At 61.4% G+C, this 25,604-nt stretch carries 17 protein-coding genes and 1 pseudogene; 4 read left to right on the forward strand and 14 right to left on the reverse strand.

Going from position 1 to position 25,604, the window contains the following annotated elements:
- Positions 1–2 precede the first annotated feature (2 nt).
- Genes C4J87_RS17215 through C4J87_RS17220 form a run of 3 tightly spaced genes read left to right on the forward strand, consistent with a single transcriptional unit; the run spans position 3 to position 9,396 of the window.
- The gene (locus tag C4J87_RS17215) at positions 3–4,526 is read left to right on the forward strand and encodes a neuraminidase-like domain-containing protein (protein ID WP_256679897.1); all 4,524 of its coding nucleotides are present in this window, start codon (positions 3–5) and stop codon (positions 4,524–4,526) included.
- Positions 4,421–4,816: a hypothetical protein gene (locus C4J87_RS26465; RefSeq protein ID WP_256680100.1), complete on the forward strand. Its 396-nt coding sequence runs from the start codon at positions 4,421–4,423 to the stop codon at positions 4,814–4,816. The genes C4J87_RS17215 and C4J87_RS26465 overlap by 106 nt, the downstream gene beginning before the upstream one ends.
- Positions 4,813–9,396 carry a SpvB/TcaC N-terminal domain-containing protein gene (locus C4J87_RS17220; RefSeq protein ID WP_124367764.1) on the forward strand — a complete coding sequence of 1,528 codons (4,584 nt, stop codon included), beginning with the start codon at positions 4,813–4,815 and terminating at the stop codon, positions 9,394–9,396. The genes C4J87_RS26465 and C4J87_RS17220 overlap by 4 nt, the downstream gene beginning before the upstream one ends.
- 73 nt (positions 9,397–9,469) lie before the next feature.
- Here the strand turns inward: C4J87_RS17220 and C4J87_RS17225 are convergent, their stop codons facing one another.
- The 3 genes from C4J87_RS17225 to C4J87_RS17235 form a co-directional block, all read right to left on the reverse strand.
- Positions 9,470–12,457 (reverse strand): RHS repeat-associated core domain-containing protein, encoded by a 2,988-nt coding sequence (locus C4J87_RS17225; RefSeq protein ID WP_124367765.1) that lies wholly within the window; start codon positions 12,455–12,457, stop codon positions 9,470–9,472.
- Positions 12,458–12,595: 138 nt separating this feature from the next.
- Positions 12,596–12,889, reverse strand: coding sequence for a BolA family transcriptional regulator (locus C4J87_RS17230; protein ID WP_124367766.1), 294 nt, complete (start codon positions 12,887–12,889; stop codon positions 12,596–12,598).
- Positions 12,890–12,895: 6 nt separating this feature from the next.
- On the reverse strand, positions 12,896–13,414 hold the full coding sequence (locus tag C4J87_RS17235; protein WP_003236690.1) for a DUF2059 domain-containing protein: 519 nt from the start codon (positions 13,412–13,414) through the stop codon (positions 12,896–12,898).
- 192 nt (positions 13,415–13,606) lie between these two features.
- On the opposite strand from C4J87_RS17235, the gene C4J87_RS17240 reads away from it, so the two are divergent.
- Positions 13,607–14,995: a class II fumarate hydratase gene (locus C4J87_RS17240; protein WP_124367767.1), complete on the forward strand. Its 1,389-nt coding sequence runs from the start codon at positions 13,607–13,609 to the stop codon at positions 14,993–14,995.
- A 722-nt stretch (positions 14,996–15,717) separates the two neighbouring features.
- On the opposite strand, the gene C4J87_RS17250 is transcribed toward C4J87_RS17240, so the two are convergent.
- From C4J87_RS17250 to C4J87_RS17300, 11 genes and pseudogenes are all read right to left on the reverse strand, one after another.
- Positions 15,718–16,674, reverse strand: a complete 957-nt coding sequence (locus C4J87_RS17250) for a DMT family transporter (protein WP_124367769.1) — start codon at positions 16,672–16,674, stop codon at positions 15,718–15,720.
- A 75-nt stretch (positions 16,675–16,749) separates the two neighbouring features.
- Positions 16,750–17,706: a fimbrial protein gene (locus C4J87_RS17255; protein WP_124367770.1), complete on the reverse strand. Its 957-nt coding sequence runs from the start codon at positions 17,704–17,706 to the stop codon at positions 16,750–16,752.
- 144 nt (positions 17,707–17,850) lie between these two features.
- Positions 17,851–18,819, reverse strand: coding sequence for a fimbrial protein (locus tag C4J87_RS17260; RefSeq protein WP_124367771.1), 969 nt, complete (start codon positions 18,817–18,819; stop codon positions 17,851–17,853).
- Between the two features lie 38 nt (positions 18,820–18,857).
- On the reverse strand, positions 18,858–19,394 hold the full coding sequence (locus tag C4J87_RS17265) for a fimbrial protein (RefSeq protein ID WP_124367772.1): 537 nt from the start codon (positions 19,392–19,394) through the stop codon (positions 18,858–18,860).
- 11 nt (positions 19,395–19,405) lie between these two features.
- Entirely contained in the window at positions 19,406–19,885 is a 480-nt protein-coding gene (locus C4J87_RS17270) for a fimbrial protein (protein WP_124367773.1), read from the reverse strand.
- A gap of 43 nt (positions 19,886–19,928) precedes the next feature.
- The gene (locus C4J87_RS17275; RefSeq protein ID WP_124367774.1) at positions 19,929–20,411 is read right to left on the reverse strand and encodes a fimbrial protein; all 483 of its coding nucleotides are present in this window, start codon (positions 20,409–20,411) and stop codon (positions 19,929–19,931) included.
- A gap of 10 nt (positions 20,412–20,421) precedes the next feature.
- Positions 20,422–21,003, reverse strand: coding sequence for a fimbrial protein (locus C4J87_RS17280; protein WP_124367775.1), 582 nt, complete (start codon positions 21,001–21,003; stop codon positions 20,422–20,424).
- Between the two features lie 17 nt (positions 21,004–21,020).
- Positions 21,021–21,782, reverse strand: a complete 762-nt coding sequence (locus tag C4J87_RS17285) for a fimbria/pilus periplasmic chaperone (RefSeq protein WP_124367776.1) — start codon at positions 21,780–21,782, stop codon at positions 21,021–21,023.
- Positions 21,779–24,381: pseudogene (locus C4J87_RS17290) on the reverse strand (outer membrane usher protein). Before C4J87_RS17290 ends, C4J87_RS17285 begins: the two are co-directional and overlap by 4 nt.
- Before the next feature lie 20 nt (positions 24,382–24,401).
- Positions 24,402–24,962 (reverse strand): fimbrial protein, encoded by a 561-nt coding sequence (locus C4J87_RS17295; RefSeq protein WP_124367777.1) that lies wholly within the window; start codon positions 24,960–24,962, stop codon positions 24,402–24,404.
- A 51-nt stretch (positions 24,963–25,013) separates the two neighbouring features.
- On the reverse strand, positions 25,014–25,535 hold the full coding sequence (locus C4J87_RS17300; protein WP_124367778.1) for a fimbrial protein: 522 nt from the start codon (positions 25,533–25,535) through the stop codon (positions 25,014–25,016).
- Between the last annotated feature and the right edge of the window lie 69 nt (positions 25,536–25,604).

The following is a 25,604-nucleotide window of genomic DNA, read 5'->3' on the forward strand; positions in this document are numbered from 1 at the left end:
TCATGTCTCACTCGCTTGACCAACAGCTTAATGAAAGCCTGCGCGACGCGATGCTCGCTTACTACCTCACCCATAAAGTGCCTGATGCGCTTAAGGCAACCATCGGCAATGCCGATGACCTTTATGCGTATTGGCTACTCGACGTACAAGTCAGCCAAGCCGTGCCGACCAGCCCGGTAGCCTGTGCCATTTCCAGCTTGCAGCAATACATCAGCCGTATTGAACTGGGCCTGGAGCCGGGCTATGCCCATCAGGGCATGACCGCGCAACAAAACAAGATCTGGCGCGAACAGTTGCACACCTACCCGCTGTGGAGTGCCAGTCAGCAATTGCACTACCACCCGGCCAACTATCTGGACCCGACGTTACGACGGAACAGGACCGACAATTTTCACCAGTTGCAAAACGACCTCAGCCAATACCGAATTCAAGCGGACACCGTCACCACGGCGGTTCAGCAGTATCTGGCCAGGTTCGAGGAAACCGCCAACATACGCACACTCAACGGCTATATAGACGCCGACTTGAACAACCTGCACAGCGGCACCTATTACTTCGTCGGTAAATCCACCTCCGAGAACACCTATTACTGGCGCTCGCTGGACCTGTCCAGGCGCTCCGGCGCGGTGCTCTTGCAGGACGCCTGGTCAGACTGGAAAAAAATCAACCTGTCGGTCTCCGACGCCACCGCCGAGCAAAGTATCCGGCCGGTGTACTTCAATAGCCGGCTATTTTTCATCTGGGCCGAGTGCATCAAACCCACCCCGTCCAGTTCGTTCAAGCCGGCGCGATCGGATTCGGAGGAAAAGGAAGATCTGGCCGATTGGATCAACACCCACTACGTCAAATTCCGGCTCAATTTTTCGTATAAGAAGCATGACGGCAGTTGGAGCGTGCCTCAGGCGTGCATTGAGCAATATTGCGCCACCGAAGACGTTAACGCATCCAGTTCGGAGCTGCTCAAAGGCATTACGCAAACGGTGGCAATCGTCGACAGCAAGAGCACGCCCGTGCTTTTTTTAAGTGTGCTCGCTACCAGCCGTAAAGATCCCAAACAGCAGGATAATTTCATTGGCAGGTTTTTCCAGGCCGTCCATATCGACCAGTCCTTCACTATCACCACCGTCGCCGATGGCGGCAGCCCCGGACGCTATAGCGTGCTGCCCGGCTCAGCGCTGGCCGAAGAAATAAACCGGCTGATGGAACCCTTCGACCCGTCCCAGAAGACCGAAGTACAGGCCATACTCAAGGGCGAGCTGCAGAGCACTAACGGGTATTACAGCGAATTGCTGCCTGACAGCGCCCGGCAGTTTCTCACGCTCTTCGCTCACAAGAACCAGGGCAACTTGCAGTTTAAAATAGCGCCCAAAGCCGACTACGAAATTACTATCGCGTCGCAGATGATTTTCGAAGAAAACGACCATTGGAATTTCGAAAAAAAACAGACAAACATAAAAAACACCGATACCACTGACGTTTCTTTCGATTCAAACACTCAGGAACTTGTGTTCTCTTCTACTCTCAGTGGCCGTTTCCAGCACCAGTACGCCGTCATCTTGGATAAACAGCAGGATGTCACTATCAAGCTGATGACCCATGATGCGCTGGATGACCCCAAAGCCACTCAACTTAAACTGAGCAAGGGCTCTATGATCAGCGGTGCCTCCACAAAGCAGAGAACTGAGTACTGCGCACTGTATTTAAAAAATTCGACCACCCATGAGGAATTCCCTAACGCTGTAAGTGATGCTGACGGCGCACTGTTTACCCATCGAACAGACGCGCAAAACAACCTTTTGCTGGACGGTAACTATGTCGACAAAAACGCCTTCGTAAATTTATACACACACAAACAGTTCCATATCAACCTCGACCGTTATCACGTCTATACCAGTCCAGAGGATAATAAAAACAAGCTGCATTCGGAAAACACACTGATAGTCCGAAAGGCAAACGTGACCACGCCCAACTTACGCGCCTATAAACACGTCATCATGAGTGCGAACTTCAAAGACTACCCATTCACCGAAAACATCACTGCCAACTCTCATCGCATCATCAGTTTCCAGGACACCGCTCACGAAAGCCTCACCGGGTCCAGTCCCGAATTGCCTGACGGGCATCGGGTCACGACGCGCATTCCGGTGACGCAGGCGCAGATGAAGTCCGGTTTCACCCTGCTACATGGGGTGGTGACGCTTGAGCCTGGCGAAGGCGGCGCGAAAATCCTCGGCTATGCGTTGAATACGGCAACCCTGACGCTGACCACACCTGTTTCTGACCCCACGCTCAACCCGCAACTGGCGCCGACGATCAAAAGACTCGAATCGGGCGAACTCGGCACCGCTGAATTCATCGACTTTTCCAACAATTCGGCAAGCCTGCCTGCCGGCATGCCCGCCACCCTGCGCATGAATACCTGTATTGCCGCCAAGCTGGTCCAGGCGGCCAATGTCAGCCTTGACTATTTGTTCTCGTTAACGCCAGAAACCTGGAAAGAGCCGCCACTCACACCTGGCGGCACAGCAGAAGGCATCGACTTCACGGGTGCTAACGGCAAGTACTTCTGGGAGCTGTTCCTGTACGCGCCCTGGCTGATAGCCCATCGCCTGAATCAGGAGCAACGCTATGCCGAAGCGCAAGCCTGGCTCGGCTATCTGTTCGACCCTGGGCGTGCCGCCGAGGCGTCCAGCAAACGGCCTGCCTTTTGGGGTTTGCGCGAACTGGCCCGTGAAGAACGGCTGCCCGGCTACACCAGCCACGATCCCCACGAACTGGCGATACGCTCACCCGTGCATTTTCGCAAGGCGATCTACCTGTTTTACCTGGACATCCTGCTCAATCGCGGCGATGCAGACTATCGCCAGCTCACCCCGGACAGCCTGACCCAAGCCAAACTCTGGTACACCCGAGCCCAGCATTTCCTTGGCTCACGCCCCAGGGTCAGCATCACTGAACCGTGGGCGCAAATCACCCTTGGCGCGCTGGCCACGCAGGGATCTGAGGCCCTGGCCAAACTTGAGCAAACCAACCCGACCATCGACGTCAACCTGTCGGCCGAAGGCGATGCACTGCCTTGGCTCACGGACACCGATAATCTGCGCCTGCCTTTCAACGCCGAACTGGTGGCGCGCTGGGACAAGCTCGAAAGTCGTCTGCATAATCTGCGGCACAATCTGGACATCACCGGTAAACCCTTGCACCTGCCGCTCTACGGGGCGCCGCTGTCGCCTCTCAAACTGCTGGCCGCCCAAGGCCAACGGGCTTTCGGCGAAAGTGGTGCCGCGCCGTTCGTCGACGCGCACGTCGGCCATTATCGCTTCCAGGTCATGTCGGGCCACGCGCTCACGACCGCCGAAGCGGTGATTCAATTCGGCAGTACGGTACTGACCCTGATTGAACGCAAGGAACAGGCGGAATATCTGGAGTTACAGCAACAACAGGCGTGGGACTTGGCCAATATCGTCGTGAGCCAGCAAACCCAGGCGTTGCAGATCGACGCAAGGAACCGCCAGGCACTCGACGCCAGCCGACGCATGATCGAGTCGCGGATGCACTACTACGCACACCAGCTCACCGAAGGCATCAGCGCCGGCGAATCCCAGGCAGGCTTGCTCTACCTGATCAGCACCGGGTTCGACACCGCCGCTTGCGCCGCCGCCGCAGCGGCCGGCGTCGCGATGGTGGCACCCAATATCTTCGGTACCAGTGTCGGCGGCTCGCGTTGGGAAGGCCCGTTCTATGCCGCCCAAGCCATCGCCCAAGGCGTTGCCACGGCGCTGCGCGGCACCGCCGCAGACTTGGATCGTTCCGAGCAATTCAACCGCCGGGCGCAAGAGTGGGCCCATGCCCAGGAGCAGGCCCGACTCGAACTGGCCCAGGTCGATGCCCAATTACAGGCCTATGCCGAGCAGGAAAAAGCCACGCGCCTGCAATTGCGCCTGGCCCAGACCTCCCTGGCCCAAGCCTGGTCGAACTATCAATTGTTGGCCAAGCGCTTTTCCAAGGCACAGCTGTATGACTGGCTCAACGCTCAGTTGAGCACGTTCTATTACCAAGTCTATGACCTTAGCCTTTCCCTGTGCCGCAGCGCCCAGGCGTGCTGGCAGTACGAGATAGCGGACTATGCGCGCACGTTTATCCAGCCGGGCGCCTGGAACAACAACTACCGAGGCTATCTGGCGGGTGAAGCCCTGAAGCTGTCGCTGTTGAACATGAACGCGGCCTATTTGAACCATAACGTGCGGGATCTGGAGATCGTCAAGACCATTTCCCTGCGCCACCGCCTGCACGAGTGCGAGCTCTCCCCCCCGCAACCGACACCTCCCAGAGGCCGCCTCCCACGACTGAAGAGAAGTGGGCTGCTCATAAACGACATCTGGTCACTAAAGGCACGCTGTGCTTCAAATTACCCGCGGCACTGTTCGAAGAGGATTACCCCGGGCACATCCTGCGACGGATCAAGGGCATCAGCGTATCGTTGCCCGCGACCCTGGGCCCCTATGAAGACATCAAGGCGATACTGACCCAGACCCGCAACCAAATCGAACTGCCCACCGGCGAACAACGCACGGACCGGCGTGCCCATCAGCAAATCGCACTGTCCACCGGGCTGGATGACAACGGCCTGTTCACCCTCACGTTCGACAGCAACGAGCGTTACTTGCCGTTCGAATACACGGGGGCCATCTCCGACTGGACCCTGCAATTCCCCAACCCGAGCGGGCAAAAAGCCGTCCTGGAATCCATCAACGATATTGTCATTCACCTGCGCTACACCGCCAGGGCAGCCGCTGCCAGTGGGGGTCAGGCATGAGCGACGACACTTCCATGCTACAGGTCAATACCCCGGCGCTGCCCAAAGGCGGTGCGGCCATCCAGGGCACCGGCAAGGGCTGGGGCGATATCGGCTCCAGCGGTACGGCAAGCTTTGAAATTGCCTTGCCGATTTCGCCCGGCCGTGGCTACGCGCCGGCCATGTCGCTGACCTACCACAGCGGCGCCGGTAACGGCCCCTTCGGCCTGGGCTGGGGGGTGCCCCAGCCTGCCGTCAGCCGGCGCACCTCCCATGGCGTGCCTGGCTACACGATGCACGATGTGCTGGTGGGCCCCGACGCGCAAATCTGGCTACCGGAACGCGACGCCGAGGGCGCGATCATCAGCAGCAGCCACGCGGCATTCAATGGTTTGCCACTGCCCATCGCGTATACGGTCACCCGCCACTTCCCCAGGGTCGAGGGCCGCTTCGACCGTATCGAACACTGGCAATCGGCAACCGACACGGCCGGCTTCTGGTTGATACAGGGTGCCGATGGCAGCCAGCACCTTTACGGAAAAACCGCGCTGGCCAGGGTTGCCGATCCAGACCAGCCGCACCATGTGGCGCAGTGGTTGTTGCAGGAAAGCCTGAACGCCCACGGCGAGCACATTTATTATCACTACACGAAAGAAACCGACACCGCGCACTACCCCAGGGACTGCCGCGCCCGGCATTACCTGCAAAGCGTCTGCTACGGCAACTTCACCGCCAGGGAGCAGGAGCAGCTTTACCTCTGGCAGACCGACGATAAACCGGACATGGGCTGGCACTTTCAATTGCTCTTCGATTATGGCGAACGCGCCCTCGAACTGGATAAGCGCCCGACGTATCTGAAAATCCAGGACTGGCCGACACGGCCCGACCCTTGCTCGGATTTTGCCTTCGGCTTCGAGTTACGCACCCTGCGCCGCTGCAGCCAGATCCTGATGTTTCACCACTTCCCCAAAGAAACGCAAATGGGCGTCGACCCGGTGCTGGTCCAGCGCCTGCTGCTGGAATACCGCATCTCCTCGCAAGTCAGCCTGTTGAGCGCGGTGCATGAGCAAGCCTTCGACAGCGCGGGCAATAGCGTGAGCCGCCCGCCGCTGGAGTGCCTTTATGAGTCGAGCCAGCTCAAGGTTGACCCTGGCCGCTACCAGGCATTCGCTGCACTGCCCAAGCCGCATGGCGGCGCTCGTTATCAACTGATGGATCTGTATGGCGAAGGCATGCCCGGTGTGTTGTACCGCGCAGACAAATGTTGGTATTACCATGAACCGCTCAGGCCGCAACACCCGCGCACCAGCAACGAGGTGACCTACGGCGCGGCCGTGGAGTTGACGCGGCTGCCGGTGGCCGACAGCACCCGGCCCATCCACCAGGCGCTGGCCGATGTGACCGGCGACGGGCGTTTGGACTGGCTGGTGGCGGGGCCTGGGATGAACGGTTTTTTCAGCCTTGACGAACAGCGCAACTGGTCAGCCTATACGCCGTTCGATGCATTCCCGTCGGAATTCTTCCACCCGCAGGGCATGCTCGCTGACTTGATGGGGGCAGGCCGTCATGATTTTGCGATGATCGGCCCGCGTAGCGTGCGCCTGTATGAACATCGCCGGGCATCCGGCTTCGCACCCGCCACCGAGGTGCCGCATGGGCCCGACGATGGCTTGCCGGTCATTTCCTCCTCGCCCAACGAACTGGTGGCGTTCAGCGATGTGCTCGCCACCGGCCAACAGCATCTGGTGCGTATCCGGCATAACGAAGTGAAATGTTGGCCGAACCTGGGTCGCGGCCGTTTTGGCCAGGGGTTCGTATTGGCCACGCTGCCGTTGCGTTATCAAACGTTCAACGCGGCGCATGTACTGCTCGTCGACCTCAATGGCGGTGGCGCGGCAGACCTGCTGTATTTGAGCGCCGCTCACCTGAGTATTTTCCTCAACAAAGGCGGCAACGGCTTCGAGACCCAAGCGATCAACGTCCCGTGGCCAGAGGGCGTGCAGTATGACGACCACTGCCAGGTCAGCGTTATCGACGTGCTCGGCCAGGGCTGTCCGAGCCTGATCCTGACCGCTGCCCACCAGAGCTCCATCCACTGGCGCTATGACTTTTTCAGCCACAAGCCCTGGCTCCTCAGGCGCACCGATAACAACATGGGCGCCCAGGCATTGATCAACTATCGCAGCAGTGCCCAGGAGTGGCTGGACGAAAAACGCGAACTGCATGCCACGGGCCAGCCTGCGATCAGCCGGTTACCCTTTGCGCTGCTGCTGGTCAGCCAACAAAGCCAACGGGACGAGATCACCGGCAACCAACTGACCCAGCGCGTGAGCTATCGACAGGCGTATTACGACCGCCTGGATCGCGAGTTCCGTGGCTTCGGGCTGGTGCTGCAAACCGACACCGAACGCCGCAAGGACGCACGCAACCCGCCAGGTTCCAGCGCAGCCTTGCGCAGCAAAACCTGGTTTCATACCGGTCGCTCCCTTGACATGCCCACCCTCGACCAAAGCCCTCACGACCCGCAAGCCAAGACCCTCGGGCGCACGCTGGTAAGCCGCTACAGAGCGACGGCCCAGGCAGGGCCGCTGGATCATCACGACGACTTGATCAGCGATCCTGCGCCGGCGCTGGCACGCGAGGCGGCCCGTGCACTGAGTGGCAGTGTGCTGCGGGTCGAGGTGATGGCGGCGGACCCGGCGCACGACGCCGTGCCCTACTCGGTCAAACACCAGCGGTATCTGGTCCGCGAACTGGCGCCGGCCAGTGCCCATACGCCCTACGCCCGGTTGCTGCCATTAGCCCTGGAGTCGATCAGCTATCAATATGAAGGCATGGCAGACGATCCCCTCTGCCAGCACCAGATCAACCTGCGCTGGGACGCCTATGGTTGCCTGGTGCATGGCGTGACCCTGCATTATGCCCGCCGTACCACCGCCAGCGACCCGCCACCCGCCGTGCTGGTGAATGAGCACCAACAGCGCTGGTGGCGCGATACCCATGACAGCGCGCAACAGTTCTATTACCTGAGCGAAACGCTGGCACAGCCGATTCACCTGGACGGCGCACAGCAGTGGCGCCTGGCCTTGCCCTACCGCCAACGAGACAACGCCCTGGTGCTCGGCAAAGCGCCGGCGCCTGGCGGGCTGGCCCCCGCGCGCGTCACCTATGAACGGTTCATCGACACTCGCGACGGGCCATTGGCCGCAGGGGCTTTGCGCACACTGAGCGGCTTGTCGGTGCAGCGCTACCGGCAGGCCGGTGGCTTGGGTAAAACCCTGGACCTCGGCGTCGCCACAGCCCAGGCACTGACCGATTACCTGGAAACCGCCGAGCTGGATGACCAGGCCTTGAAGGTTTACAACGACATCCCGGCCATGCCCAACCAACCCACGGTGGACCTGGTGCAAACGCTCACCGAGAGTGGCTATCGCACCATGGCGATGTTTTTTCTGTTCGACGGCGAGGCGCCGCCCGCGCAAAACCGCCTGTGGTCGATTTGCCGCCACTTTCCCCGTTATGACAAGCCCAGCCGGTTTTGTCGGTTGAGGGCCCTGCAGGCCACCAAGGCCCACGGCGAAACGACCCTTCAATACGACGCCTACACGCTGCAAACCCTGCGGGTGAAAGCCCCCGACGATTGCGTGACCGTAGCCGAATACGACTATCGATTGCTGCTGCCGACAAAAATCGTCGACCCAAACGGCACGGTTCAAGAGGCGCTTTATGACGGTTTTGGACAGTTGCTTGCCAGCAGCTTTCACGGCCATGAACAAAGCCTCAGGGTGGGCTTCGCCGCGCTGGACAGCTACCGTCCGCTCGAGCATGTAACGCCTGGGTCTGCCATCGAACAGGCGCAAAGCGTGTTGCAAGACATGGCCAGCGCGCACTGCTACGCCCCGTTCAGTTGGATGGGCAGCATCGACCCGGCCCAGGTCAAGCCCGAGTGGATTACCAAAGGCTACCTGCTCCCCGGCGGGCATATCCGCATGAGCGCGCGATTGCGCCTGAGTGACGGTCGTCAAACGCTCAGCGACAGCGAAGTACAACTCAAGGCGCTGATCGATGCGGCCAGCCGGACGCCGGTACATGGGCTCGTGCTGCAAGCCGACCGCTACCCCGGCGATGCCGAACGACAGGTGCGCATGACCTTGACCTGCTGGGATGGCTTCGGCCGTTCATTGCAGACCAAGCAGAAGACCGAACCAGGCCCGGCCCATGCAGTCGACGAGAAGGGCGACCTGTTGGTCGACAAGCTGGCGGATGCATCCGGCATCTTGAAGCAGCAGCTGCGCCAAGTGCACGCCGACCCCCGCTGGCGCGTCAGCGAGCGTGTCGAATACAACAACAAGGGCTTGGTCATACGCCTCTATCGCGCCTACTTCGCCAACAGCCACGCCTACGTCAACGATCACTCCATGCGCGAGCTGGGCCACAGCGACCGGCAATTGTATGACCCTCTCGGGCGCCCGACACAGACACTCACCGCAGGAGGATTCATGCGGCGCACCACCTATTGGGCCTGGTACACCGTCAATGAGGACGAAAACGACACCTACGACGAGCTGCACCCCGCCCAGGTACTGACTGACAACCCCTAAGGGCTGTCGATATGTAAACAACTTTTGGTAACACGCAAACATGGGCCGCCGCGACGGCCCATCCTTGTGCTTGTCAGGATCGCCGGGCTGCGCTCCAGTTCGAGGCAAGGGTTGTGTACCCGCGCCTGGCATACACTACGAAAAAGCCGCGCCATTCGGTCAGTGCTGCAATCAGGCCGCGGGCCACCCTCACTATCGTGCGAGTGCTCCCGCTTTGCGCAGCCTGGGGCAGGCCCGTGAGCGCAACGGCCAACGCCTCAATCCCGGTCGCGGCCCAGTACGTCCACACCTGATTGAACATTCTGCTGAGCCCGCCGTGCATCAGCGCCGCAGGGTCCGGCGTCTGCACGGTCAGGCCATGGGCATCGTGGGCGGCCGTGGAGTGACCGCTACGAATCATCGCTCCCATCGCCCCATCGTAGGCTTCAACTGCGGGGGACACATTGGGTTGCATCAGCGCAGGCACTTCGCCGCCGTACACCGCGTTGGCGACGGTGGCGACCGCGTACGCTGCCGTCGCGCCGGCGGTGCGGCCGAGCCTGGCCCGCAGGGGCGTGCTGCCCCAGGATGACCCGCTGCCGTGACCACGCATGATCTGCTGCACCAGTTCCCTGGAGAGCGAGCGAACATGCCCGCTCAACCGTTGCACCGCTATGGGGTCCCACTGTTCCTCGGTTTGAACGCTCAGCGTGTCAACCTGGACGGCATATGCAGCGCCCACAAGGCTTGCCGATATAGCACCGATCTGTGGCGCCATGCGGGTCCAGTTACCGGCGATACCGGTGCTCATATGGAACGTGGCCAGGGCATCCAGCGCGACGACGCTATAGCGCAAGGCCTGATTGCGTTCCGGCGTGGGCTGGAGAGTGCTGAATACCGCCAGCTCGACACCCGTCGCGACGGCATTGGCGATATAGGTGGATAAACCATCGCGAATCGCGGCCGACGAGGCCGCTTGTATCCTCGAGCGCATAATCCACCCTATATTCGCCAGCCTGCGGCTGATGGAAAGCCGGCGTATTTGTTTGTCCCGGGGCGCCTCCAAAGCCGGGGTCGCGGCCAGCCCTTGCGCATCGTCCCTGGTGACCGGGTTACCGCCAACCATCGCGTACAGGTTCAAGCCATCGGCATCGCCGGTCGGGTCCGGGCTGATCCAGCGGCATAACCACGGCGCGTAGTACCTGTAGCCGTAGTAAGACAGCCCGCTGGCATCGCGCTCCTTGCCTGAATAACGGATGAACCGGTAACTCGCCTCGCTGGCGTTTTTCGCCGCCCACCACGCGGTCCCACCATAGGGGTAATAACTTTCCTGGCTGAGCAGTTGCGCCTGCTCGCCCAGTTCCAGGCTGCTGCTGCCCAAGTGGTCCGACAAGCCGTAACGGATCTGCGCGTCCTGGCGCCCTCCCGAAGGGTGGCGATCCCAAAGCAGGACACGGACGGTGGTGGTTCCGGCATCGAGGTTGAGGACATTCAGTTGCTCCCCCGTTGCGCTGTCATGGCGAATTTCCAGTCCCGGCAAGTAGCGCACCTCGGCGGTGTGCATCACGCCCCGGGCCTGGGCGACCCGGCGTTTGAGGATGCGCTGGCCGGTGGCATCGTAGGCGTAGCGTTCTTCATCGTCGTTGCCGCCCGCGCGTCGTACCTGCGTGAGGCGCACCAGTTGATTGCGCACATCCCAGCCCATCGGGTGGTCGCCTGCCAGCGCTTGCAGGTTGCCGTTGCGGTCAAAGCCCTGGCCCAACCCCGGCGCGGTGGTGCCATCGGCCTGGGGCAGAAAATGATTGCTGCCTGCGGCCACGCTCATCTGCCGCGTGAAGCCCGTGCCGCTGCTGGGCACATGTTGCAACGTGAGCACGTTGCCGGCGGCGTCATAGCTGAACCGCTGGGTGTAGCGACGCCATACGCTGTCGTCAGTCGAGCCAAACGCTAACCTGGCCGGTAACGCCGGGCCTCCCGGGTTACCGGCGGTCTCGCGGCCGGTGGCCTTGGTCAGTTGCGACAACGTGTCGTACTCATAAAGGCTGGCCGAACCGACTTGGGTGTTGCTGGACCATTGCGTCGGCTGGGCAAGGTCGTCGATCCGTACGACGTTGCCAACGCCGTCATAGGCGTAGCGCAGGTCTTGCAGCGCCGCACCCGGTTGTGCGGGCAGATGGGCAGTCATTTGCCGCAAGCGACCATCGAACTCACGGTAGTGCATGGCCCGCACGACGCCATTGCCGGCGCGCTCGCCGAGCACCTGGCCGGCGGCGTTGTAGCGGCGATTGCCCAGCACCTGCGTACGCATGCCGCCTCTGGGCGTCACAGCGATACTCGCCGGTTGGCCGTCAATGCCGTAGGCGTAGTCGAAGCGATTGCCCTTGGCGTCCGTGTGATGCAACCGCTCACCCAGGGCGTTAAACCCCACGGATGTCTGGAACGTCTCGGCCTCCAGGCGCCGCTCGCGTTGTGCAGCGGGCTGCGGCCAATCCAGCGCGGCACCCGCCAGCCGGAAGCGTCGGGTTTGCTGCGCAACCTGCGCGTGCAGCCCATACGCCTCGTGGAACAATGAGCCGCCGCCGTCATCGTGGCGAATCACCCGGCCACAGCGGTTGCGTGCGGCCTCTTCAGCCGAAGATAAAGCATAGGCAAGACGCTCGACACACCGCGCTTGCTCATCAATGGCCGCCTGCTCGAACACGGCGACCGGACGCAGATACTGATCGTAGCGATGAGCCTGGTGCGCGCCGCGCCCATCCCATTCTTCCAGTAAATGCCCGGCCTCCCCCAGCAGCGTCAGCCGCCAGCCGGCATCCACGCTGTCGGTGCGCAACGCTTGTCCGCCAAGGCTATAGACCGTGCGTTGATTGGGCGCAGTGTCCGGCTGTGAGCGGGCCAACTGCAACAAACGCGGGTCCCATTGTTCAATCATCAAGCCCGTACTGCCAAACACCTGGCGATGAACGCGCACCTGCGGTTCAACCTCTGCACTTGCGCGGTGGTAGTTGATGTTACGAACAATTAACCCACGCGGGTCGACTGCGGCCAGGGACGGCGTGTTTCGATGGATGGAATCAGGCATGACCTCAAGACCTTATTGCTGAATAAGTAGTCCTGAAAGCCTAGGGATGCGGGGGTGGAGCAAGGTGGTGCTGGAGGATGTTTTGTGTATCCGGGTACTGGCATCGCCCCGACCCGCTCGCGCGGGTCGAGGCTGCGCTCAATGCCCGCCGGCGCAGGTCGGCGAAGCCGGCGCTGCGTCGATGTTCGCCCATTCTTCAGGCGTATAGGTATGCAGCGCCAGCGCATGAAACTCGGTCATCAGGTCACCCAGGCTGGCGTAGACCTTCTGGTGGCGCTTGACGCGGTTGAGCCCCTCGAATTGCTGGCTGACCAGCACGGCCTTGAAGTGGGTCTGCAACCCACGGCTGTGCATGTGGCTCTCATCCAGCACACTCAAGTGTTGCGGGCTCAGGGCGGCGAGTGCCGTTTCGATACGCTGTTGCATGGTCATTCCTGCTTACTTCTTCTTGGCCGGTGCGGCGGCTTTTGGCGTCAGCTCGTTGGTCATGTCTTCCAACAGCTTGTTCACCACCGGCACGGCGCTTTCCAGCTTGGCCTGGGTCATCTGGGCCGACTGCTGGGTCAGTTGCGGCATTTTTTCCAGGACTTTCTTGCCCAGTGGCGACTGGTAGAAAGCAACCAGGTCCTTGAGCTCGGATTCGCTGAAGTTGGTGGTGTAGAGCTTGACCATGTCCGGCTTCAGCTTCGGCCAGCCGATAGCCTGGTCCAGGGCGGCATTGGCCTTGGCCTGGTAGCTGTCGAGGACCGACTGCTTGGCGGCAGGCGCCTTGGTCTGTTCGAAACGCTGGGCGAACATTTGTTGCACTTGCATGTATACCGGGGTACCCAGCTTGTCAGCGTGGGCCAGGGTAAGGAAGGCTTCGGCACTGGCGTTGTGGCTGGCGGTATCGGCAAAAACCTGGCCGCTGGCGCAAACCAGAGCAACCGCGGTACAGATGGCACGAAGACGAGTCATCGAGTTTCCTTTCTAGCAGGCGAGGTAAAACCCCAAGGGCGACCATTCTGCGCCTAAAAAACCTCGCGGCTCAACCCCAGGCCTTGTCGGGCCTGGTTTTGCGGGGGGCAAATCCGATGAAGCGTGTTTTTTGGAACCCCCTGGGCCGATCACAGCCTAAACTGCGCAAACGAACCTGAAGGAGTGTGCCCGATGAGCCGTATCGAAACTGACAGCCTGGGAGACGTCCACGTCCCGGATGACGCTTACTGGGGCGCCCAGACCCAACGTTCGCTGGTGAACTTCGCCATCGGCGAACAGCGCATGCCGCTCGCGGTGCTGCATGCCCTGGCCCTGATCAAGAAGGCGGCTGCACGGGTCAACGACCGTAACGGCGACTTGCCCGCCGACATCGCCCGCCTGATCGAACAGGCCGCCGACGAAGTGCTGGACGGCCAGCACGACGACCAGTTCCCACTGGTGGTGTGGCAGACCGGCAGCGGCACCCAGAGCAACATGAACGCCAACGAAGTGATCGCCGGTCGCGCCAATGAACTGGCCGGCAACAACCGCGGCGGCAAAAGCCCGGTGCACCCCAACGACCATGTGAACCGCTCGCAGAGCTCCAATGACTGCTTCCCAACGGCCATGAGCATCGCCACCGTCAAGGCGGTTCACGAGCAATTGCTGCCGGCCATCACGGTGTTGTCCGGCGGCCTGGCGGAACTGGCGGCGCGGCATATGAAGCTGGTCAAGACCGGTCGCACCCACATGATGGACGCAACGCCGATCACTTTCGGCCAGGAAGTCTCGGCGTTTATCGCGCAGTTGGACTACGCCGAACGCGCCATCCGCAGCGCCCTGCCCGCCGTGTGCGAGCTGGCCCAGGGCGGCACCGCCGTCGGCACCGGGCTCAATTCACCCCACGGCTTTGGCGAAGCGATTGCCGCCGAGCTGGCGGCGTTGTCGGGCTTGCCGTTCGTCACAGCACCGAACAAATTCGCCGCCCTCTCCGGCCATGAGCCGCTGGTGACCTTGCACGGCGCGCTGAAAACCCTCGCCGTGGCGCTGATGAAATTGGCCAACGACCTGCGCCTGCTGGGCTCCGGCCCTCGCGCCGGGCTGGCCGAAGTCAAATTGCCAGCCAACGAACCGGGCAGCTCAATCATGCCCGGCAAGGTCAACCCCACCCAGTGCGAAGCGCTGTCGATGCTGGCCTGCCAGGTGCTGGGAAACGACGTGACCATTGGCATCGCCGCAAGCCAAGGGCACCTGCAGTTGAACGTGTACAAACCGGTGATCATCCACAACCTGCTGGAATCGATCCGCCTGCTGGCCGATGGCTGCAACAACTTCCAGGAACACTGCATCGCCGGCCTCGAACCGGACGCCGAAAAGATGGCCGAACACCTGGAACGCGGGCTGATGCTGGTGACCGCGCTGAACCCGCATATCGGCTATGACAAATCCGCGCAGATCGCCAAGAAGGCCTATGCCGAAGGGCTGACACTGCGCGAAGCGGCGCTGGCGCTGGGCTATCTGACCGATGAGCAGTTCGACCAGTGGGTACGCCCGGAGAATATGCTGGAAGCCGGGCACTAAGCGCCAAAGGCAAATGTGGGAGGGGCTTGCTCCCATGGCGGTTCGGCAGCCGAAGCCTCTCTAACTGACGCCCCGCAACCAAAATGTGGGAGGGGCGGTGCGACGATTCGACTTGCCCCCGATGGCGGCCTGACAGCCGGCCATTATGTTGGATCAGAGCGAGTACATATCCTTTGCTGCGGTAACGGCGGCTTAGGGTTCCGCCCTTACGGCGTCTCACTTTTGAAAAGCGCAAAAGTAAGCAAAACGCTCTTGCCCCACCACTCGGCACCTCGCCCAGGCTCGGTGTGCCCGGAATCCGATAGTGATTTGGGGGGCCGCCGCCACGCGCCATCCATGGCGCGGGGCGGCTAAACTGGCATCCCTGCCGGTTTACCCCCCAAATCACTATCGGATTACGGCCAGCGTGGTTTAACGGGGCGCTTAAGATCAAGAGCAAGATCAAGAGCGACTCGCTTCGCATCGTGGTTACTGTTGGCTGCTACAAAGTTGTGTAGATACCTATGGCTATCGGGGGCTCGCCTTAATGCCAGTCAGTTAAGAAGTAGAAAGGGTAAAAAGTAACCTGTGGCGAGGGAGCTTGCTCCCGCTGGACTGCGCAGCAGTCCCATTTTTGGGGCCGCTTCGCGGCCCAGCGGGAGCAAGCTCCCTCGCCACAGGTACAGTGTTCGTCCTTAACTGACTGGCATTAGGGCAAGCCCCCTCCCACACTTGGAGCAAAATCATGAAGCCATGCGCAATCGCCGGGCCCTGAGCCCGGCCATCAATGACGGCGCCAATGCCACCATCGCCGAGCCGATCACCACCACCAGCGCGCCAAAATACCCCAAGGCATTGATCGCTTCGGCCTGCACAAACTCCGGCCACAGCCACGCCGCCAACGCCACCGCCACAAAGGTCACCAGCGGCGTCAGCGCCAGGGTCGCACTCACCCGTGAGGCCTCCCAGTGGGCCAGCGCCTCGGCAAACGCGCCGTACGCCACCAGGGTGTTCATGCAGCACGCCAGCAGCAGCCAACCCTGCAGCGGGCTCAGTTGCAGCGCCTCCAGCGGGTGCGCCCAGGGTGTCAGCAACACGGCGCACGACAGGTAGATCACCATCATCACCTGCAGCGAATTCCACACGGTCAACAACTGTTTCTGGCCCAGGGCGTAAAACACCCAGATGCTGGTCGCCAGCAGGACGGTCAGTACCCCGGCGGTGTAGCTGCCCATCGAGGTGAGCAGTTCCAGCAGGCGCTGGTTGAAGAACAGCCCGAAGCCAACGATCAATATCACCAGCCCCGCGCCCTGCCCCAGGCTGAAACGCTCCTTGAACACAAACACACTGGCAACCATCAAAAAAATCGGCCCCATCTGCACCACCAATTGCGCGGTGCCGGGGCTGAGCAATTTCAGGCCGACCAGATACAACACGTAGTTGCCGACCAGCCCACACACCGCCATCGCCACCAGCCAGCCGCCCTTGGGGCCGAGCACCTTGCGACTGGGCAAACGCCTGGTCGCCGCGAGGTAAACAAACAAGCAACTGCCGGCCACTATCAGGCGAAACCAGGTGACGGTGATCGGGTCCATCACCTGCAAGACCTGTTTGAGCTTGATCGGCAGAATGCCCCAGAGCAGCGCGGTCAACAGGGTCAGGAAGAAACCGTAGACCCAGCGGCCGGAAGAAATGTGCATGAGTGCCCCAGATGCCAGAGGAATTGGAACCGGCATTCTAGGGGCAGGCGGTGCGCTTTGGGTATCACGCTGTGTTCATGGCACGCCCATCACCAGTACCCCGCTGCCGCTGATGGGGCCGGCGGCCGGCAATGAACCCGCTCGACGTACCAGGGAAAACGTCACGTCGTCGGCGCCCGTGCTGTTAGTGATGCGGGTCAGGAACGAAGCGTTCACAGCCACCGCTGCGCCGCCGCGAACAAGCGCTGTGCCCACATCCCCATTGGTCATCATCAGCAGGCGTGAATCGAACGAAGAGCGGGTGCCCTTGTAAGTAATGGTGATGGGTGTATTGATCCCGCCATCCGGGCACGAATAGGTCAGCCTGCGGTTGCTGACGATGGCGGATGTCAGCGGGTCGGTGCCGATGGCCCGCTGGTGCACGTTGCCGAAGTTGATCTCGATGGGGTAGTTGTTATTGATCGTGCAGGTAGACGGGGAAACGGTGAAATTGTTGGCAGCGGTATACCTGACGGTGAGCTGCGGCCGCGTGCCGTCGTAGTTGTTCGAACTGGTGAGACGCAACAGACCAAGGTCGTCGCCAATTCGCACATCGAACGGGTTGGAGGGATAGTTACGTAGCAGAATATAGGGGGTGACATTGATCAGATGAACACTCCCGTTGTTGGGGATGGTGACAATGCCGATACCCGACGGCACCGGCGTGTTGAGGAAAGCGCCATTGATGCGTAACCCGGTTCCTTCGCCTACGAATTTTGGACCCGGCGTCCAGGCGGTGCCTACCGAACTCCCAGTTGTCCAATAGTCCGCGTGCCAGGCGGGGCCGCCGCTATAGGTGAATCGACATTCCAGCCGTGCGCCTTCCAGCATGATCCTGCTGCGGTCGGCACTCAGGGTGACGGTAACGGGGACCTGCAGGTTCGGGTTGCCATTTTGCCAGGGGCCGCCGTTGACACGGCAATCGACAGCATGCGCGGTCGTGGTTACACCCGTCAGAACGAGAAGCACCAAGGCTCCAAATAGTCGTTGCATCTTGAACTCCATCAAACATCTGAAATGAGAGCACGCCCCTGTAAGTGCGGGCTTGCTCGCGAATGCGGTGGGTCAGTCAGGTGGTTATCAACTGACACACCGTATTCGCGAAGAAGCTCGCGCCGGCATGTGGAGCTGCACGCATCAGGGCACGCCCATGACAAGTACACCGCTCCCGCTCAGGGCCCCTGCGGCCGGCAGGGACCCAGTGCGCCGAACGAGCGAAAACGTCACATCGTCCCCGCCTACGCTATTGGTGATCTGGGTGCGGAACGAACCGTTCACAGGCACCGCTGAGCCCGCGCGAATCAGCGCCGTGCCCACGTCTGGATTGGTCATCAGCAGCAGCCGTGGGTCGAACGAAGACGGGCTGCCTTTGTAGGTGATGGTGATGGGTGTATTGATCCCGCCATCGGGGCATGAATAGGTGAGCCTGCGGTTGCTGACGATGGAGGACGTCAGCGGGTCCGTGCCGATGGCCCGCTGATGCACGTTGCCGAAATCGATCTCGATGGGCGCGTTGTTGTTGATCGTGCAGGTTGAGGGGGACACGGAAAAGTTATTCGCCGCAAGGTACGTGAGCGCAAGCACCGTGCTGGTGCCGTTGTAGTTGTTTGTCTGGCGCAGGCGCAGCACGCCCAGGTTATCCCCTATCCGCACGTCGACAGGGTTCGTCGGGTTGTTGCGTATCAGGATGTAGGGCGTGACGTCGATGGGGACGCCCACACCGTTGTTGGGCATGACCGCCAACTGGATGTCATACGGCACCGGGGTATTGAGGTAAGCACCGTTGATGCGCAAGCCGGTGCCCAGCTGAGTGAATTTGGCGCCGGGCGTCCACGGAGGCCCGGCCTGTGTGGCGGTCCGCCAAAAGTCCATGAACGTGGGGAAAGACTGGCCCAGGGTGAATCGGCATTCCAACCGAGCTCCTTCGAGGTAGATACGCGAGTTATCCGAACCCGGTTGCACCATGACGGGCACCTGCAAGTTCAGCGTACCGCCTGCACCCACATTCACCCACCTGCCACCATTCACACGGCAATCGGCGGCTGTCACAGCGGTACTCACACCGGTCGATACCAGAAGCACGGTGGTGCCAAATAATCGTTTCATCTTGAGCTCTCATTCCTCTGCCCTACCCAGGCCCAGCGCTATGGATAGTCCAACGTGAACGTTGAGGTCACCGTGTATGCACCGTGCCCGATGGTCTGATCCGCGATGGCTGTCGGCTCGCCCTGCACATAGGCCTTGAGCTCGATGGCATTGCTGCCGTCGCTCAACAGCTGCTTGTCGCTGACGGCATTCAGGGGCAAGGGTTTATCGCTTAAGGTCTCGATGCCGACGCCAATGCCAGAGGCGCCGCTGCCACCGTCCAGCGCGAGCAGACCGGGAAGTTCTGTGTTTTCCCTACCGCCGAAGGTGATGGTCACCGAGTTGCCGATCGTGGTGTCGCAGTCTTCCAGGTGCAGCTTGAAACGCTTACCCACCGAGCGCGTGTTGATATAGAGGTGTTTGCTGGTCAGGTCCCAGAGTTCCAGCGTAATTGCCTCGTCGCCGGGGCGCAGGGTGCACGCCTCTTCGACCAGGTTGCCTTTGAAACGCAGATTGTCCGCTGCGTGCCCCGTGGGTATCAGGCCGCAGATGAGCAGGAGTGCCAGGCCGTGCTTGTGAACCCGTTGATATCGCATCGATTCAGCTCCTACTGGTATTCGGCCAACAACGTGGCCACCGCCGTGAAACTGGCGGGAGGCAGCGTTGCGCCGGGCTGTTGCACCGGCACCACCTCCAATGTCGGCGGTGACGACAGGGTGATATCCAGCGGCGTATTGAGTGAAAATGGCAGGTCATTCTGAAAAACCCGAATGCCCAGCGCAGGCACGCTGGTCTGCACCGCTGCACCATCAAACGCCGTGGGGGTGCCGTTGACGCTCAGTTTCAGCGCCCACGGCAGCGTGTCGGTGCCGCAGTTGATCGCGTAGCCGACGCCCCTGCGATACCTCACGCCGTCGACGCGCTTTACCCCGACATCGCCAAAGTCGACTTCAATGGTGTTGCCCGTATCGATGGTGCAGGGCGGCGGCTCATTCAACGTGCCGCTGAACGTCACGTTGGCCGACGCGCCACTGCACAGGCCGATGGCCCACAGGGCGAGCAACGCTCGCGGCTGCCAAGCTGTCATGGGTCGTTCCTCTTGTTATCCGTAGCCGTTTTATCGGTAGCCATCATTGGTAATCGACCACCAGGGTCGCGGCGGCATCGAAGGCCCCGCCGGTCAGCGTGCTGCCCGCACGCTTGACCGGCACCGCCTGTACCACGGGGAAATTGGGGTAGGTAAAATTCACTGCCGTATTCAGCGGCCAGTCCGCGCCATTCACAAACAGCCTGACCCCAAGATCGGCCTTGCGGGTCGAGAGCACGCGACTGTCAAACGACGCCACCGTGCCCTTGAGTTCCAGGGTCAACGCATTACTGAACGGCGAATCACAGGTGACCGTATACGGCACATCGCGACGGTAGTTGACCCCGTCGACCCGTGACGTCTGCAGGTCATTGCCAAACGGCACATCGAGGGTGCTGCCACCGTTGATGACGCACGGCGGAGGCGCAATGATCACCGCGCGAATGGTCAAGCTGGTCTCGGCCTGCACGCCCTGGCAGACCGCCAGCAACACGCCGCCGGCGATCAAACCGATTGATTTAGCCATCGCTGCCCCCTTATTCATAATTGAGCCTGACTTCCACGACGGCCCTGAATGCCCCGCTGGTCAACGGCGCAGCGGTGCGCGTGGGCCGCACATTCCAGGTCTGGGTATTGCGGCCCACGGGCAAAAACAGCGGCTGACCGCGTGTGCCCAGTTGCACGTCCCGGCCGAGGGCGTCGGTCAACTGCAGGCCCATGCCGGTGACGCCCTGCACTTTGACCAGCCGTGGATCGTCGGCATCGGCCGGCGCCTCGAACAGCACCGACAGCACCGGTTGGTAGGCGCTCCAGGTCAGGTTCCCCGTACGCTCATTGCGTATGCGGCCGGCGGTGCGCAGACAATCGGTGAACCGCAGCTGAAAGGCCTTGGCGGTCGCCTGGTCGCCGGGGCGTTGCAACTGGCTGGTCGACACCGCGTCCAGATCGACGGTCTGGTGCAGGGAGCTCATTTCCAGGCTGCAAGGCGACTCATGCATGGAGCCGAGCACATTGAGCATGCCGCTCATGCCTTCGATATCCTCCTCATCCGCCGCCTGTGCCCCCATCGCCATGACCCATAACAGGCCGCCCAGGACCTTCACTTTTCGCGACTTCATGACGTTCTCCAGCAGCATTACTCGTTCGCCGGCGCGGCCTGGGGGTTCACCTTGCAAGTGTCGCCCGTGCAACTGAAGGCCAGCACCGGGCGCCCGCCGTAATCGTTTACATAGGCCAGATAAGGGCTTGTCCCCAGCGCCTTGGCCGTGGCCCCCAGGGTCAACGCACCCTTGGGTGGCACCATCAGTGGCGTGAAGCCCTGCACGGTTTTGCCATCCTTGCTGCTGCGCGCATCCACCAGGGTCACGTAATACGGCGTCGGGTTGTTTACCCGGTATTGATCGCCTTCACGGGTCAGGGTCAGTTTCTCCTGCCAGGGGTTGGACAGGTCCTGCTGGCTCGGCGCAATGGCTTGCGGCCGGTAGAACAACTTGATGCGGGTTTGCAGGGCAATCTGCAGGGTGTTGGACTTATCACTGCGCGGCGGGATCTCCCGCAGGTTGAAGTAGTACACCGTCTCCCGGTCCTGCGGCAGCGCCTTGGCCGCCGGCAACGCCTGGACTTTCACCTGGCTCTGTTTGCCCGGCTCCAAGCGTTGCACCGGTGGCAGCACGATCAACGGCGTGGTGATTTTCTGACCGGCTTCATCCTCGATCCAGCCCTGGGCCAGATAGGGCAGCTGGGTGTTGTTGTTGGTGATGTTCACGCTGGTGGCGTCTTTGCCACCGTCGAAAATCACCCGGGTACGGTCCAGGCCCACCGCCGCGTTGGCGCTCTGGCTCAAGCCCAGGGCCAACAGTGCAAAGGCCGGGAATGTGGAACGTGTGGTCGGTCTCATGAGGCTGTGTTCTCCGTATCGGTAGGCTTGCCGGTCAGCCCGGCGGGCTCGGGCAAGAAGGGGTCAGCGGCTACCACTTGGCAGCGCAATTGCAGGGCGTCGGTCAAACCATCGGCGGGCAAGGTGGCGGGCAGCGTGAGCAGGCAGCGCTCGTCGCCGCCCCAACTGACGGACATCTGCTCGCCGGCCTGGATGCCGCTCAGGTAGACGTGGCCGCCGTCATTCACAATGCCGGTGTCTTGTTGCTTGAGGTTCTTCACCGTCGCGCCGAAGGGCGGCGAACTGCCATCCGCCAGGCGCAGCACCGCCATGGCTTTTTCGCCGGCGATCACGTCCAGCGAGCGATAACCGATCGCCCCTTCGGTGAGCGTCAGTTGCGTGACCGACTGAGTGGCTTCGACGTTGCTCGGCAGGCGCTCCAGATCGACACTGGCGGCGGTACGCTGATAACTGCTGATATCCGAGATCACGGCCTTGCCGAAGGCATTGCTGCGCGTCGGCGCGCCATAACCACGTACGGGCACATCGGGCACTCCGGTGGTGTCGACCATCAGGCGAGTGCCGCCAGTACTGGTGGTGCGATGGAGCGCGGCACCGTAGGCCGTGACCGTGGCCCCGCCGCGCGCAGAGACACTGAGGCTGCCGGAACCGCCCTGCTGCCTGCCGGCGCTCACATCGATGTCGGCGTGGTCGCCCATATGGCTCAGGTAACCGCTGGCGGAGGTGTCGCTCGCGCTGAGCTGATAGCTGTTGCGCTCATCGAGGCGGTCGCTGTAGCGCGTGGCAACATTGTTGTTGCCGGCGGCTCGACTGGCATCCAGCGAGAGCGTGCCGGTACGCCCCAACGGCAGGCTGACCGTCAGCGCCATGCCGTTATCCTGATAGTTGTATTCCTGGGTGCGGTACATGTTCAGGGACAGGCTCATGTTCTTGACCGTGCCCACATTGAAGTAGCGCGACAGCGACAGGTTCCAGCGCTGCGTGTCCGGCCGATCCCAGTAGGTTTGCTTGTTGTAACTGGCGTAGACGGTGGCGCCCAGGTCACGAAACTGCTTGTTGACCGTCACCGTATACAGCGCCTTGCTGCCGCCGATCGGCTTCCACCCCTCATTGGCGTCCCGATAATCCCCTCGCCCGCCGAGTTCGCCGTTCAGCCCGTAATACCGGGCGTCCAGGTATTCACTCATGCTCAGGAAGTTCTTCTCGGAAAAGCGGTAGCCGGCGAACGTCACCTGGCTGTCGTACTGTTCGAAATTCTTGGAATATTGAAGGCGGTAGGATTTACCCGAGAGCGTCTCGTTCCACACGCTGGCATGGGACTGCGTGACATCCAGCGAGACGGCGCCGAACGCCAGCAAGTCGCGGCCCGCGCCCACGGATAACGCCCGATAGTTGTTATCGGTGATCCCCCCACCGAACAACGACCAGCCATTGCTCACGCCCCAGGAAAACTCTCCGGTGCCGAAGACGTTGCCATCGGAGCCGTTCTGCAGATTGGACGGTCGCCCGCTCGCCAGCTTGTAGCGGACCTGGCCTGGGCGCGTCAGGTAAGGCACACCGGCGGTGTTGAGCTGGAAGGTCTGCACCGAACCGTCCTGTTCTTCCACGCGCACATCCAGCTTGCCGGTCACCGCATCATTGAGGTCCTGAATGCGAAAAGGACCGGCCGCGACCAGCGTCTCGTAGAGCACACGCCCCTGCTGGCTGATGATGACTTTTGCATTGGTCTTGGCCACCCCGACCACTTCCGGCGCGTAACCCCGCAAGTTGGGGGGCAGCTGGCTCTGATCCGAGTTGAGCGAAGCGCCGGTGAAGCGGAAGCTGTCGAACAGGTCCGAATACAGGTAGCTCTCACCCACCACCAGGCGCGCCTGCAGCGCAGGAATGGCGCGATACGCGTAGTAGCGGCTCCACTCCAGCTTTTGCGGCCCCGCCGCTTCTTGCCGGCCACTCTCCACCCGCCCCTGCCAATCGGCCCTTATGCGCCAGGCGCCGGCATTGGCCCCGACGGTGCCGTTGCCACTGAGATTTTTGCGCTGGCCGTCATTCTTCTGGTAGTTGGACTGCGCCGTCAGGCTGTAGTCCAGCAGCAGCCCCGGCACGCCCTCGTCCCATCGCGAAGGCGGATCCCAATGGAGGGCGTTGTAATCAAGGTAAGCCTGGGGCAGGTTGATGCTCAGGCTCGAGGTGGCCAGATCGCCACTCACCTCCATGCCCGGCAAGCTGGTGATATCCAGGCACTCGCCGTCTTTCCACCAGGTCAGTTTGTCGGCTTCGGAGGCTTTCAGGCCCAGTTGCTCGACCAGACTGTGCGACAAACAGGCCTGGCTGCCCTTGGGATCGTTATCGGGGGATAGAACGCCACCGATTGTTCAGGAATAGGCTGGGCGTTCAGTTGCACAGCCATTGTGTAAGTGCCTGGCAGAATGAAGCCGCTGCGCGCAAATCGAGACAAGTCGATATTAGTGCGATCACCCAAATCGAGAACGTCGGTATTGAACTCGATATCGCCAGCGCCCATTGCAGTGCCCGCCAGTGACATCAACCCGCCCAACAGTCCGGGACGGAGCGTATTTTTGATTTTCGACGTATTCAACATGCAAGCCTGTCCATCACTGTTCAAAAGTATTCCAACTTGAACCGCACCGCGGCACTGTGAGCCCCGACTGCCAATGGCAAGCCGTTGCCCACCAGGAAAAACCGGTAGTTGAGTGTCATGTCGCCCTCCGCCAGCGGCACCGGCGCCATGCGTTGCCCCGGAAGGCTTTCCTCGCCGGCAGCGTCCACGATGTGCAGGGCAACCCCCTGCGACTCGCCAAAGACCGCGAAGGAAAGCCCTGCCCTGTCGGTGGGGCCATCGAACGTCACGCGCATGTGCTCCCAGTCCGGCAGGGTTTCACCTGGGCGCAACGGGTCGGGGCGGGTCAACGAGCAATTGACCAGACGCAACTGGAAGGGATGGTCTTCGCCCCGTGTGTTGCGCAAGAGCCGGCCAACCGGTTCGGGCGGCATCTCGATGGTTTGATCGATACTGGCCAATTCCAGCCCGCAGGCGGAATCAACCACTTCCCCTCCCAACTGCACGACCCCATCGCCTTGCGCAGACGCCTGGGCGACCACGCAAGGGCTGATGAACGTCGTCAGTGAAGAGGCGATAGCCAGACGTAGGAATGTGTTCACCTGGATCTCCCGTCAGCGTTCCCCCGCCACACCGGGTGGCGGGGGCACAACTTACTGATAAGCCAAGGTGAAATTGGTGACCGCGCTGAAGTCGCCGGGCACGATCGGGGCGGTGGCGGCGCCTTGTACATAGGCACCGAATTCCAGGGTGTTATCCCCAGCGGCGATGATTTGCGGGGCGGTAGGTACGCCCAACTCAACCGGCGCGCCGCCATGGGTCATCATGATGCCCACGCCGCCAGCACCGCCGACCGTACCGATCGCGCCCGGTACAGCGCCGGATGGCGCGCCGGTGAAGGTGGTGGTGACCGTATTGTCAGTGAGGCCCGTCAGGTCGCACCCTTCCAGTTCGATCAGCACGCGCCGGGCCTCCGACTTGCCGCCCGATTGCAACTGATGCTTGGCAATTGCCCCCAGGCGAACAGTTTGATCAACGGAGTCAGGCTTGATAGAGCAAGCGCCCGAATGGACCGACCCCAAAAACGTAACCGTTCCATCTGCCGCGTGCGCCATAGACACCGAACCCGCCAGCAGACCGACAGACAACAGCACAGCTTTCATTTTGGTTTTCATCTACAGATTCCCACTTAACAAGTGTCATTAAGAAGCCCTGTCACCGTTAGGCGCAGGGCTGGTTAAAAA

The sequence above is a fragment of the Pseudomonas sp. R1-43-08 genome, from assembly GCF_003852255.1.
Taxonomy (GTDB): Bacteria; Pseudomonadota; Gammaproteobacteria; order Pseudomonadales; family Pseudomonadaceae; genus Aquipseudomonas.